This window comes from Streptomyces sp. NPDC054770, assembly GCF_053611985.1.
Genome location: NZ_JBSHBL010000001.1, coordinates 87581 through 99879 on the forward strand (window position 1 = coordinate 87581; position 12299 = coordinate 99879).

11 protein-coding genes are annotated in these 12299 nt (G+C 72.3%); 3 read left to right on the forward strand and 8 right to left on the reverse strand.

From position 1 onward, the window contains the following. Nucleotides 1–31: 31 nt before the first annotated feature. Nucleotides 32–517, forward strand: a complete 486-nt coding sequence (locus tag ACWGKQ_RS00360; RefSeq protein ID WP_453289610.1) for a cation:proton antiporter regulatory subunit — start codon at nucleotides 32–34, stop codon at nucleotides 515–517. Nucleotides 518–524: 7 nt separating this feature from the next. Continuing rightward, entirely contained in the window at nucleotides 525–1757 is a 1233-nt protein-coding gene (locus ACWGKQ_RS00365; protein ID WP_453289611.1) for a cation:proton antiporter, read from the forward strand. A 123-nt stretch (nucleotides 1758–1880) separates the two neighbouring features. Here ACWGKQ_RS00365 and ACWGKQ_RS00370 read toward each other — a convergent pair whose 3' ends face one another. The 7 genes from ACWGKQ_RS00370 to ACWGKQ_RS00400 form a co-directional block, all read right to left on the reverse strand. Continuing rightward, on the reverse strand, nucleotides 1881–2423 hold the full coding sequence (locus ACWGKQ_RS00370) for a Pycsar system effector family protein (RefSeq protein WP_453289612.1): 543 nt from the start codon (nucleotides 2421–2423) through the stop codon (nucleotides 1881–1883). Between the two features lie 100 nt (nucleotides 2424–2523). Continuing rightward, nucleotides 2524–3819, reverse strand: coding sequence for a DUF4407 domain-containing protein (locus tag ACWGKQ_RS00375; RefSeq protein WP_453289613.1), 1296 nt, complete (start codon nucleotides 3817–3819; stop codon nucleotides 2524–2526). After that, nucleotides 3812–4885: a hypothetical protein gene (locus ACWGKQ_RS00380; protein WP_453289614.1), complete on the reverse strand. Its 1074-nt coding sequence runs from the start codon at nucleotides 4883–4885 to the stop codon at nucleotides 3812–3814. Before ACWGKQ_RS00380 ends, ACWGKQ_RS00375 begins: the two co-directional genes overlap by 8 nt. Continuing rightward, nucleotides 4882–7173 (reverse strand): hypothetical protein, encoded by a 2292-nt coding sequence (locus tag ACWGKQ_RS00385; protein ID WP_453289615.1) that lies wholly within the window; start codon nucleotides 7171–7173, stop codon nucleotides 4882–4884. Before ACWGKQ_RS00385 ends, ACWGKQ_RS00380 begins: the two co-directional genes overlap by 4 nt. After that, complete coding sequence (locus ACWGKQ_RS00390) at nucleotides 7166–7972, reverse strand: hypothetical protein (RefSeq protein ID WP_453289616.1); 807 nt, start codon at nucleotides 7970–7972, stop codon at nucleotides 7166–7168. Before ACWGKQ_RS00390 ends, ACWGKQ_RS00385 begins: the two co-directional genes overlap by 8 nt. 96 nt (nucleotides 7973–8068) lie before the next feature. Then, entirely contained in the window at nucleotides 8069–8773 is a 705-nt protein-coding gene (locus ACWGKQ_RS00395) for a Crp/Fnr family transcriptional regulator (RefSeq protein WP_453289617.1), read from the reverse strand. A gap of 199 nt (nucleotides 8774–8972) precedes the next feature. Continuing rightward, nucleotides 8973–9836: a helix-turn-helix transcriptional regulator gene (locus tag ACWGKQ_RS00400; RefSeq protein ID WP_453289618.1), complete on the reverse strand. Its 864-nt coding sequence runs from the start codon at nucleotides 9834–9836 to the stop codon at nucleotides 8973–8975. A 101-nt stretch (nucleotides 9837–9937) separates the two neighbouring features. On the opposite strand from ACWGKQ_RS00400, the gene ACWGKQ_RS00405 reads away from it, so the two are divergent. Continuing rightward, nucleotides 9938–10843, forward strand: coding sequence for an alpha/beta hydrolase (locus tag ACWGKQ_RS00405; RefSeq protein ID WP_453289619.1), 906 nt, complete (start codon nucleotides 9938–9940; stop codon nucleotides 10841–10843). A 3-nt stretch (nucleotides 10844–10846) separates the two neighbouring features. Here ACWGKQ_RS00405 and ACWGKQ_RS00410 read toward each other — a convergent pair whose 3' ends face one another. Continuing rightward, a complete protein-coding gene (locus tag ACWGKQ_RS00410; RefSeq protein ID WP_453289620.1) occupies nucleotides 10847–12283 on the reverse strand; it encodes a hypothetical protein in 1437 nt (478 codons plus the stop codon). Nucleotides 12284–12299: the final 16 nt, after the last annotated feature.

Genomic DNA, 12299 nt, shown 5'->3' on the forward strand with positions numbered 1-12299 from the left:
GCGACGACACGACGAGACAGGGGAGACAGCCTTGGGGGCTCCACGCCTGAGCAGGACGCCGTTGCCGGGAATCGGGGTCCGCTACGACCTCGCCACGCGGGAGCAGGGCCGGGTGTCCGTGGTCGCGCACCGGGACGGTTCACGGATCCTGAGCGCCTACCACCAGGACGACCCCGACGCCTGCGCCCTGTCCCTGCGGCTGTCGGCGGGCGAGACGGCGGCGCTCATCGACGCGCTGATGCCGACGCACCACAGCCCGAACCTGCTGTCCACCACCGGCCTGGGGCTGGTGGCCGAGCGGACCGAGCTCTCCGCCACCTCGTACTGGAACGGCCGGCTCCTCGGCGAGACGCGGATGCGGACCGAGACGGGGGTGTCCATCGTCGCCGTGCTGCGCCGCGCCGAGGCGGTCCCCTCCCCCACGCCCGGCTTCCGGCTCGCCGGCGGGGACACGCTCATCGTGATCGGCACCCGCGAGGGCGTCGACGCGGCCGCCGCGATACTCGGGCGGGAGTGAGTCCGCCGTGCACGACTCCTCCGTGTTCCTGATCGAGTTCGGTGCGATCATCCTCGGCCTCGGCCTGCTCGGCCGGCTCGCCGGACGCCTCCGCTTCTCGCCCATCCCCCTCTACCTGCTGGCCGGGCTCGCCTTCGGCGAGGGCGGCCTCTACCCGCTCGGCACCAGCGAGGAGTTCGTCGCGATCGGCGCCGAGATCGGCGTCGTACTCCTGCTGCTCATGCTCGGCCTGGAGTACACGGCCAGTGATCTCGTCTCCAACCTCAAGACGCAGTATCCGGCGGGCCTGGTCGACGCCGCGCTGAACGCGCTGCCCGGTGCCGCGATGGCCCTGCTGCTGGGCTGGGGCCCGGTGGCGGCCGTGGTGCTGGCCGGCGTCACCTGGATCTCGTCGTCCGGTGTCATAGCCAAGGTCCTCGGGGACCTGGGGCGGCTCGGCAACCGGGAGACCCCGGTGATACTGAGCATCCTGGTCCTGGAGGACCTCTCCATGGCCGTCTACCTGCCGATCATCACCGCGCTGCTGGCCGGCGTGGGCCTGGCGGCGGGCAGTCTCACGCTGGCCGTGGCCCTCGGGGTCGCCGGACTGGTCCTGCTGATCGCGGTCCGCTACGGCAGGCACATCTCGCGGTTCGTCTCCAGCGACGACTCGGAGAAGCTGCTCCTTGTGGTGCTGGGCCTGACCCTGCTGGTCGCGGGCATCGCGCAGAAACTCCAGGTCTCCGCCGCGGTGGGCGCGTTCCTCGTCGGCATAGCGCTCTCCGGCGAGGTGGCCGAGGGCGCCCACCACCTCCTCGCTCCGCTCCGCGACCTGTTCGCCGCGGTCTTCTTCGTCTTCTTCGGCCTGCACACCGACCCGTCGAGCATCCCTCCGGTACTGCTGCCCGCGCTCGCCCTGGCGGCCGTCACCACGGTGACGAAGGTCGCCACCGGCTACTGGGCCGCGAAGCGCGCCGGGATCTCGGCCAAGGGCCGCTGGCGGGCCGGCGGCACGCTGGTCGCCCGCGGCGAGTTCTCCATCGTCATCGCCGGCCTCGCCGTCACCGCCGGCATCGAACCCTCCCTGGGCCCCCTGGCCACGGCCTACGTCCTGATCCTCGTCATCGTCGGCCCCCTCACCGCCCGCTACACCGAGCCGGTGGCCCGCCGCCTCACCGGCCGCACGAGCACCGCACGCCCCCTCCCCGTGCCGGCCCCGGCCGCCCCGGTCGACGACCAGGACACGGTGGGCCGGACGTGACCGGGGGCATGCGGTTGCCCGCCCCTGCGGCAGCGCCCCCGAAGGGGCGCGGGGAACCGCGCGACCAGCCACGACGGCGCCGCAGTCGGCAGACGGCAGATCGCGGCACTTCCAGCGGAGCGCTCAGGTCGACGCCCCGGTCACTATCCCCAGCAGCGTGAGCGTGAAGAAGGCCGTGCCCCAGGCCAGCGCCTGGCGTATGCAGCGGTATTTGGTCCAGGTGATCCGGGACAGGGCCGCCAGTTGGGTCAGGTCCCGGGAGAGGGGGTCGGTGCGGCGGACGGTGCGCTTCAGGTGTGCCGCCGACCTCGCCAGCCGCACGTCACCGAAGTAGTGGGTGCGGGAGCGGCGGGGGGTTCCCAGCCGTGGCGCCACCGCCATGCCCAGCAGCACGAGTGCCGGTACGCAGGCGGCGGAGCCCGCCCAGATGAGGAGCTGGGGGACGACCGGGTAGTGGCGTGGGGCGATGACGCCGCTGCCGATCGCGCCCAGCAGGGCGGTCAGGGCCGCGCCGAGTGAGGCCAGGAGCAGGCCTGCCTTGTTGTCGGCCCGTACGAGTTCCTCACGTGCCTCGGACAGCAGGACCCGGGCGAGTTGGGCCCCGCGGTCGGCGGTCGCGGTGCCGGTGTCCGGGGCCGGGCCGGTGCCGTCTCGGGATGTGGTCATGCTCCCCCTCCTGTCACGTCGGTGCCGTTCCGTTGCGCCGGCACCACGGCCGCCCCGTCGTAGGCGGCGGCCGTGGTGCCGGGTACCCGATGCGCGTGCGTCAGACCGTCGACGAGCGGCGGATCTCGTCCTCCAGCGCGTTCACCGCCTGGCGGACCCGGATGTTCATCGCCGCGGTGTGCTCCCGGAAGGCCGCCTCCGACTCGGCACGGTGGCGCCGGACCTCCTGCTCGATGGCGTCCTGGGCGATCTCCAGGTCCGCGAGCGCCCGGCGTTCGGCGAGCCGCACCTGTTCACCGTGGATCTTGACCGCGCTGTTGCTCTCGCCGGTGAGCATCCGGTCGTACGCGGTCTCCCCGGTCAGGTACTTCACCAGCACGGGAAGCATGTCGAGGAGCACGAACAGCAGGCGGACCAGCCAGATGCCCACGAACAGCACCGGGTTCCCGCTCGCGAGTTCGTCCAGCGCACGGATGCGTTCGAGGACACCGATCTCCTGCTGCTTGGCGCGTTCCTCGTCCAGCCGCTGCGCGATGCCGTCGGCCCGTGCCTTGAGGAACGCGCCGCGTGACGAGGTCAGTTCGCCCTCGATCTTCGAGATGCGGGTGTTCATGCCGGCGAGCCGCTGCTCGTTCTGGGCGGTGCGGTGGGTGGTCCGGTAGTCCTGTGCCTTGGCGCGCAGCCGCAGGCATTCGGACGTCCGCTGGTACAGGCCGGTCGCGGCGATACGGATCAGCCGGCGGCACTCGTCCCGCACTTCGGAGTCGATGGCCTCCAGCCTGCCGGTGTCCTGGTCCACCCGCTTCTGCAGGGTGGCGGCGTCCGAGCGCAGGGCGGTCAGTTCGTCGACCCGGTCGCCGGGCGTCGCACGGAAGGAGAGGACGTACGTCGTGTCGCAGTCCTTGGGCGCGACCGTCCGGGTGCTGGACGGCACGGGGTTGCAGCGAACCAGGTTCGTGCGCAACCGGTCGACGGTGTCGGTGCGTTCGTCCTGGACGCGCTCCACGACGGCCGTCTGGAAGATGCGCAGCACCAGCGGCTCGGCGATCACCACGCCGAGCATCAGGGCGACCAGCAGACGGGTGAGGAGCGGGCCGAGCCTGTGCCGTGCGTTCGGCTGCGGTGTGACCAGCCAGCGGTCCAGGTTGAGCACGAACAGCATCCAGATGACCGTCGGGACCAAGGCCGCCAGGGAGACCCTGCCGAGCGCCTCGGTCGCGAAGTTCCACATGGAGAACGCCGCGATGACGGAGGTGCCGAGCACCACCCCGCCCAGCGCCGTGTACTTGCTCCGCTCGTACCGGACCCTGGACAGCAGGTCCTCGTCCACGCCGGTCAGGGTCCGCAGCCCCCGGGCGGCCTGGAGACCGATGCGGTTCGTCGGGAAGTCAGTCAACGAGATCGTCCTCGTCCTTGACGAAGCCCCCCTGCGGGTCGCGCGAGCCGTCCCTGCCCGCCGCCGTGCGGCCGGGGCTCGGCCGGCCCGACTCGACCATGCGGGCGGTGTCGGCTGCGGCTCCTACGCCGGGGGCGGCCTGGCCGCCCATCTCCCGCAGTACCTGGTCCAGCATCTGGTGGTAGTCGACGTACTCGCTGCCGGCGGCCTGCCGCAGCAGGGTCAGCAGCGTCTCGCGGCGGAGTTGCGCGTCCGCCGTCTCCAGCAGCCGCGCGTGCGTCCGCTCCTCCGTCTCCGCCTGGTGCCGACGGGCCGACTGCTCCTCGGTGATCCGGTGGACACGCGCCGCCACGTCGGTGACGTCGATCTCCTGACGGGCGATGCCGAAGGCGTCCACGTGGTCGGATCCCTGGGAGAGCAGTTCCGCGATCCGGCGTGCGTCCTGGGTCTCGAAGTCGCGCTGTCCCTTGCGGAGTTCCCAGGAACGCCGCTCGTCGCGGAGCTTCTGCTCCCAGTTCCGCAGGTCGTCCGAGGCGTACACCTCGGCGCTGACGAACTCGACGTTCATGCCCGCGACCCGCGGCGGCACGATCGCGCTGTAGGCGGTCATCCGGTGGCCGGCCTCGGTGCGTACCGCGTTGATCTCCTCCACCCGGTGCCCGGCGCTCACCCTCGGCAGGTCGCTGTCTCCCATCAGATAGGCGCGCAGGGGAACGGTGACGTCGATGATGCCCTGCCGGGCGACGACGACCGGGTCGGTCACCTGGCAGGTGAAGGACGCCCGCATGGTGAAGTTGTCCGCCTCGCTCACCGACGGCAGCGGGCGCTCCACGTCGACCAGGCGGGCCCGGGTGTCGACCAGGCTGACGGAGGAGGCGTCGAGCACGTCGGGGTGGGACGGGTCGAACACCATGCCCTCGGGGAAGGTGCGGTAGTTCCCGCCGACCCTGAAGACGTAGACCGCGCCGGGCGGCAGCGGCGGCACGTCCTCGCGGCGGCGGCGCCGAGACAACCAGGTGCCCTGGACCGTGGCCAGGATGTGTTCGGCTATGACCGGGTAGTTCACTTGCTTCTGCCTCCTTGTGCGGAAGGGAAATGAGCGGTGGGCACGATGGCGGCGGTGCGCCGGGAGGCTCCCGGAGCCCGGCCGCGCAGTGATCCGAGGAGCACCTGGGCCAGTTGGCCGGCGCCCGGGATCGCGTGGTCGGGATGCCTGAGAGCGATGGACAGGTGGTGGTGCAGCGCGGTCCACTGCCGCGGGGTCATGGCGGTCCGCATGGCCTCGCCGAGTTCGCGTACGGCGCCGGTGACGGACGGGTCGTCGCGCAGTTGCACGAGCGTCCGGCACAGCGCGCTCACGGCGCGGCTCCGGTGGGAGCTGTGCAGGACGTCCGCCCACAGCGAGCCGAGATGGCGGACGCTGTCCGGGACGGTGCGCAGCAGCGCCGCGGTGACCGGCTCGGCGGCCTCCAGCCGGGTGGCCTCCAGGAGTTGGACGGCGGTGCGCAGTGCGATCGACCGCTCCCGGGATCCGGGCGCCGCCTTCGCGATGACGGTCCGCACGTAGCGGAGGATCAACAGGGCGCGTTCGGGGTCGTGTTCGGCGGTCTGCAACAGCAGGACCAGGGACCGGCGGGCCGAGAACGCGACCCGCTCGCCGCGGTTCGCCAGGAACCACAGCCAGTTGAGCGCGTCCAGGCGGTAGAGCGAGCCCAGCCGGCCCGTCAGTGCCATGGCCGCCGTCACCGCGCGCCCGGCACCGCTGTTGTCGGCCCAGCGCTGGACGGTGTTCAGGGCCTGCGGGGCGAGATGTTCGACGTCGCACATGAACTGGAGCGTCAGTGCGGCGGTCACCCGCTGGCTGGTGATGCCGTCGGACCACACCGTCAGGAGGTTCTCGTCGATGTCGACCAGCGCGTACCGGGCCAGGAGCGCGACGCCCCGGGCCACCTCGGTCCGGGTGTCCAGGTCGCCCCGCAGGGCCAGTTCGCCCAGCCACTGGCGCAGCGGATACCAGAGTTCGTAGCCGTACAGGTCGTAGAGCTCCGCGATGACGAGCTCGCGGATGCGCGGCGAGGTGAAGACCAGGCACCGTTCGGTGCGCCCGGCGTGCCGGCCCGGGCCGAGCCGGTGCTCGGTGGTCACGAGCCCCACCGCCCGTTCCCGCCAACGGGCCCGGGACTGCCCGGCCACCGCACCGCTCAGCGGCACCCCGGTCGAGCCGTCGGGCTCTCCGACCGGGGTCTCCCCGCTCTGCTCCCAGTTGCGCACATGGGCGGCGAGCGCGGCGCACTCCTTCTCGAACGTCCGCTCCGGGATGCCCTCCAGGAAGGCCAGGGCGGCGAGCGGCAGCAGGTCGTCGGCGGCCGGCTGCTTGCGGAACCACCCCTCGACCAGCTCCCGGTGCCGGTCCCGCAGGGTTTCCAGCGCCGCCTCGGCACCCCGCTGGGACAGGGCCACGGCCGCTTCGACGACGTCCGCCGGCCGCCGCTGCTCGGCGACCCGTTCCAGCAGTTCCTTCTCGGTGTCCGGCTCCAGACCGGCGTGCGGCAGCCTGTCCCTGCAGTACTCGAACAGCGCCTCGGGGTCCGGGGCCTGCCACGGCACGCAGTGATCCCGCAGCGCGAGCCGCCGACGGGCCGTGTCGGGCGCCGTGATCACCAGGTACGACCCCTTGCGGGCGAGTTCCGCGCTCAGCCGCCCGATCTCGTACGCCTGCACGGAGTCGGGGCGCAGTTCGCCGACGTAGTCGAGGATGACGTACCCCTGTCCCTCCTTGAGGTCCTGCGAAGCGGCCAGTTCGGCGAGGGCGCCCGCGGGTGACAGGCTGCGCAGCCCGGCCCCCTCGCCGAGGATCCGCCGGAGCAGGGCGAGGGAGCCCGCGCCCCGGCCGCAGTTGTCCTGGCCGGTCAGGACCACGAGGGCGGCCTCGCGGAGCCTGCCGAGCGCCTCGTCGAAACACGGTTGCGGCGGGACGTAGAACCGCAGGGCCTCGTCCGCCTCCTCGGGTTCGACGATGCCCGGCGCCAGGCCGGGGGACGAGGCGGTGCCGAAACCGAACGCGGCTCCTGAAGCGTCGACGACACCGTAGAAGTTGTTGTTGACGAGCTGCTGGACCCGGCGCAGATCGTCGTAGCCCCGGTCGTCCTCCTCCCGCTCGTTCTCCCTGCGCCGCTCGTCCTCCTTGCGCTGCTCGGCGGCCGCGTCCCTCACGGGGTCCGGGCCGAGGACGTCCTCCGGCCGGTCGCCGCCCGAGCCGTCCGAGCCGTCCGGCATGGGCGGCACGGGCGGCACGACGTCCTCGTCCACAGCCGGTACGGCCGGACCGTCGTCCGGGTCCGAAGCCTCAGCCACCGGCACTCCCGAAGCCGAAGACGGCGCCTCGGGCGTCCACGGAGCCGGCCACGTTGGTGACGTTGACCTGGTGGGCCCGGTACTCGTTGGTGATCGCGCCGGCGGTCCCGCCCGCGGCGGCCGGTCCGTACCGGTCCGCCGCGGGCTCCCCCGACACCGGAGACGCGGGCCTCCCCGTTCCCGCGCTTCCGGGCTCGTGCGAGGCGGTGGCCGCAGCGCCGAGCGTGGGCACGCGCAGCCAGGCCGAGGCCTCGTACTCCTTCACCTGGACGGTGACGTGGGTGAAGTCCTCCGTGCTCAGGGTGGTGTGACCGCCCGCCACCACGGACCGGTAGACGTCGTCGGACAGCAGCAGCGCCAGGTCGGCGTCCGGGTGCGCGGCCAGGGCGTCGTAGAGCGGGCGCGCGGTCAGCAGACGCGCCGTGGCCACCACGGCCGAACCCGCGAAGCCGTTTTCGGCCAGCTCCACCAGCCCCTGGTGGATCGCGGCCCGCAGCCGGATCCGGGCCTCGGGCACCCGCTGGGCGTTGTGGTGGCGCAGCTCGGCGACGAGATGGCGGACGTAGTCGTCGACCAGCCGCGGCTCGCTGCCGTCCAGCGGGCGCACTGCGAGCTGCTCGTCGCCGGTGCGCTGGATCTGCCACTCGGAGCGGTCCAGGCCCGCGCGCTTCGCGGCGCGGTCGAGGAGCCGTGGCAGGTCATGCTGGAATTCGGACTGATTGCGATCGTTCTTGCTGCCGTAGGCCTGTGCGTCCACGGCTATACAGGTGCAGGTACGGAACCCGGACCACTCGGCCACCCGATCATTTCCTCTCTGGGCAGGACATGGGCGGACACCGCCCACGAAGTACTGCCCGAGAGGCTAGGAGAGAGTGGCTGGAGTGATCCCGTACCACTACGGGTTGTCGGTAACGACTTTGGCGAATTCAAGCAGTTTCGGAACGTCACAGATGGTTATGTTGCGGTAACTGCGCTCCACCAGTCCCATGGCCGTCAGAGTTGCCAGATTCTTTTCGGCCGTGTTGAGAGCGAGGCCCGCCAGCGACGCGAGCTCCTTCTGGGTGAGCGTCACCCCGAGGACGCAGCGCTTTCCGTCGCCGTCCGGCACGGGCTGGGCGTAGGACCGGCTCAACTCGGCGAGGACCCGGGCCAGCCGGGTCAGCGAGTCGTAGGCCTGGAAGTCGATCCGGCGCCGGTTGGCCCAGCGCAGCCGGGCGCAGAGCATGTGGAGGATGGCCCGCATGGCGTCCGGATGCCGGGTGAGGAAGGCCTCCAGCGTGCGCACCTGGACGATCAGGGCGGTCCCGTCGCTGCACGCGACCACCGTGCCGGACCGGGGGCGCTCCTCGAAGGCCGCCATCTCACCGACCAGGTCACCCGCTATGCGGACGGCGAGCAGCATGTCGTAGCCGCTCTCCGCGCTGGCGACGATCTTCACGACACCGCTCGTGATCAACAGGACGTGCCTGCTCTCGTCCCCCTGCTGCAGCAGGGTGCGATGCGTCGGATAGCTGATCAGGGTCCCCTGACCGAGCAGTTCCTCACGTGTCGTGTTCCGTAACCGGCCCAGAAAAGTGGACGGCGCCCACGCCTGATTCACCAGTACCCCCGACGATCCCGTTCCGTGACGCGACGCGCCGTTCCAGCGCCCGACCATGCTGCCGCCGAGGGGTGTTGCGGCTGACAGGCATGACAGCATGTGGCCTGTTTTTCTCGCTTCGCAGCCGGAATTGACCTAATGGGAGTTCTTTAAAGAAAGAATCAATGCCATTTCGATCTTTCACGACAACCCGTCCTGGTCATCGCGTACGCGCCGTGCCCGACCACTGGAGCAGGAAGCGCAGGGCCTCCTGGGACGGGGAGCCGGGGGGTGGGGTGTAGGCGATGAGCTGCTGGTCGGGGTGGGTGTCGACCGAGAACTGGTGGACGTCGAGGGTGAGGGGGCCGGCCAGGGGATGGTGGTAGGTCTTGGCGAGCTGTCGGGGACCGCGCACCTGGTGGGTGGCCCACCAGGTACGGAAGTCCCGGTCGCGGTCGGTCAGTTCGGCGACGAGGGCGGTCAGGGCGGGGTCGTCGGGGGCGCGGCCCGCCTCCATGCGCAGGACCGCCACGCATTCGCGGGCCGCCCGCGGCCAGTCCGCGTACAGGGCGCGGACGTTCTCGTCCAGGAACGTGAGCCGGATGAGGTTGCGTGCGGACGGCGGCAGCGCCGCGAAGTCGGTGAGAAGGGCGGCCGCCCCGGCGTTCCAGGCCAGTACGTCCATCCGGCGGTTCAGGATCATCGCCGGGACGTCGGGCATCGTCGCCAGCAGCTGGCGCAGGCCGGGGGCCGGCTCGGGACGGCCCGGGCGGCGCGGTGCGGCGGCGGGGGCGACGTCGGCCAGGGTGAGGAGGTGGTCCCGTTCGTCCGGGGCGAGTTGGAGGGCGTCGGCCAGGGCGTCCAGGACCGGGCGGGAGACCCTGCGGGTGCGACCCTGCTCCAGGCGGACCACGTAGTCGATGCTCATGTGCGCCAGCTGGGCCAGTTCCTCGCGGCGCAGACCCGGTACCCGGCGCAGGCGGCCGTCGTCCGGCAGACCTGCCTGCCGCGGGGACAGGGCGGCGCGACGGGCGCGCAGGAACTCGCCCAGTTCGTTGCCGGGTGCCGGAGCGTCGGGGGTCATGGGTCCAGTGTCCGTCCCCGCGGCTCCCGGTGCCTGGTACTGGTCTGCACAGGCAGGACCCTCCCTGGCACCCGGGTGCGGGCGGCGCGACGGTGAGGGGCATGAAGACCCACGTCACCTTCCCCAGCGCCGGACTGAAGATCGCCGGCCATCTGTACACACCCGACGGCGACTCCGCCGGACCGCGTCCCGCCGTCGTCGTCGGGCACCCCGGCTCCGGGGTGAAGGAGCAGGCCGCCGGGCTGTACGCGCGGCGCCTCGCCGAGCACGGGTTCGTCACCCTCGCCTTCGACGCCGCCCACCAGGGGGAGAGCGAGGGCGAGCCCCGGGGGCTCGAGGACCCGGCCCAGCGGGTCGAGGACCTCAGGGCCGCCGTCTCCTTCCTCACCACCCGGGCGGAGGCGGACCCCGACCGGATCTCGGCGCTCGGGATCTGCGCCTCCGGCGGGTACGCCCTCGCCGCCGCCGCGACCGACCGGCGGATCAGAGCCGTCGCCACCGTCAGCGCCGTCGACATCGGCCGCCAGTTCCGGCACGGCGCCGACGGCGGTCAGGACCCCGCCGTCCTCCAGGGCATGCTGGCCGCGGCCGCGGCGGCGCGCACCGCGGAGGCGCACGGCGAAGGCGTCCCGGCCTTCCCGCTCTTCCCCGCGACCGAGGACGAGGCACGCGCCGGCGGCCCGCACGCCCACGAGGGCTGGGAGTACTACCGCACCCCCCGGGCCCGGCACCCCCGCGCCGCGGAGGAGTTCACCTGGCACAGCGTCGACCGCATCGCCGCCTTCGACGCCTTCCACGCCCTCGGACTGCTCGCCCCGCGGCCCCTGTTGCTGATCGCCGGCCGGGAGGCGGTGACCTCCTGGATGAGCGTGGCCGCGTTCCAGCGGGCCACCGGCCCCAAGGAACTGCACTGGATCGACGGCGCGACCCACGTCGGCCTCTACGACCGGGACGAGTACGTCACCCCGGCGGTCGCGAAACTGGCCGCGTTCTTCGGGGAGCGGTAGGGATCAGCGGCGTACGGCGTAGTACTGCCAGGCGCCCCAGGTGCTGAGGTTTCCGGTGTCCTTGCTGGTCGGGACGTACTCGGCGCGGATTCGGAACCGCTGCCCCGCCGACCTGGTCAGCGTCACGCTCGTGGCGGCGGTGCTCCGGGACGTCAGCGCACGGCACGCGGAGGTGCTCTCGGTGTGCCAGGTGCCGGAGGCGTAGCGCTGGATCTGGAAGCGGACGCACTGGCCCGGCTTGGCCGGGGCGACCGTGGCGGTCTGCTTCGCCTCGGCGGTGTGGTGGTAGACCCGGTACAGGGTGCTGCCGTAGTGGGTCGTGGTGTAGGAGCCCGTCAGGGACTCCGCCACCCGGGCCCGCGCGGTCACCGTCCGGGCCGCCGTGGCGGGGGCGTGGCGGTCGTCGCCCGCGAACTCCGCGGTGAACGCGGTCCTGCGGGTGACCTTGTACGTCGCCGTCAGATCGCCGTCGGCATCCGCCTGCCCCGTCGTGACCAGTACCTTCTTCCCGTCGTACGGCTGGGCGTAGAGGGCGACGGTACGGCTGCCGTCGGTCTGGCCGAGGTGGGCGGTGAGCTTCGCCGTCGCGCCGTAGTCGTACGACGACGCGTTGGTGGCGAGGGTCAGGTCGGTGGCCGCGGGCGGGAGCTGGGACGGGACGGTCAGCTGGTACGCGGCCGCGGAGGAACGGTTGCCCGCCGCGTCCACCGCTTCGACGTACAGGGTGTGGACGCCCCAGGGCAGCGCGACCGTCAGGTCGGCCGTGCCCGCCGCGTCGGCCGGCAGTGCTGCGGCGCCGCTGCCGGGCTGCTGGTCCAGGCCGTAGACGAAGTGGTCCAGGCCGCTGGCCGCGCAGTCCGGGCCGCCCGCCGCCGCGCAGCCCGCGGGCAGGGACTCGGCGGAGGAGAGGCTGAACGTGGTGGGCTGGCCGGCCGCCTTCTTCGGGGTCCCCGCCGGCGGGAAGTCCGGGTTGGTCACGGCCGGGGTGACCGGCCCGCTGCCGTCCACGCGGAAGTAGCAGGGGTCGGTCGGGGCGGAATAGGACGTGCCGTCGTACGTCGACGCGTGCCAGCCGTAGGTGTGACCGTCCGTCAGGGGCAGCGGAACGTAAACGGACTGGGAGGTCACCGGCAGGCCGTCGGCGGAGCCGTCCGCCGCCTGGGTGCCGTCCGCGTCCCAGGCGTGCACCACGCCCTGGTACTTCACCCCGTTCACCGTCGGCCGCGGAATCCCGATCTGCGCGGAGAACCCCGCGGGCGGCGGGGTGGAGACGGTGCTCCAGACCGGGCTGTCCGCGCTGCCGCAGCTCTGGCCGGCCGGCACGGTGGGCGTCGGCAGGGCCGGGTCGACCGGAGTCCCGTCGGCGGCCGCGACTGCCGGCAACGCCGTCACCAACGCGCCCGCGAGCAGCAGGACAAACCCGTTCCTACGCCTGTTCACGTGTGTTCCTCCCCCT

Bases quoted from the DNA above. Each gene is read 5' to 3' on its own strand.
- ACWGKQ_RS00405 (WP_453289619.1), top strand. From the start codon at position 9,938: ATGAAGACCCACGTCACCTTCCCCAGCGCCGGACTGAAGATCGCCGGC.
- ACWGKQ_RS00400 (WP_453289618.1), bottom strand. From the start codon at position 9,836: ATGACCCCCGACGCTCCGGCACCCGGCAACGAACTGGGCGAGTTCCTG.
- ACWGKQ_RS00370 (WP_453289612.1), bottom strand. From the start codon at position 2,423: ATGACCACATCCCGAGACGGCACCGGCCCGGCCCCGGACACCGGCACC.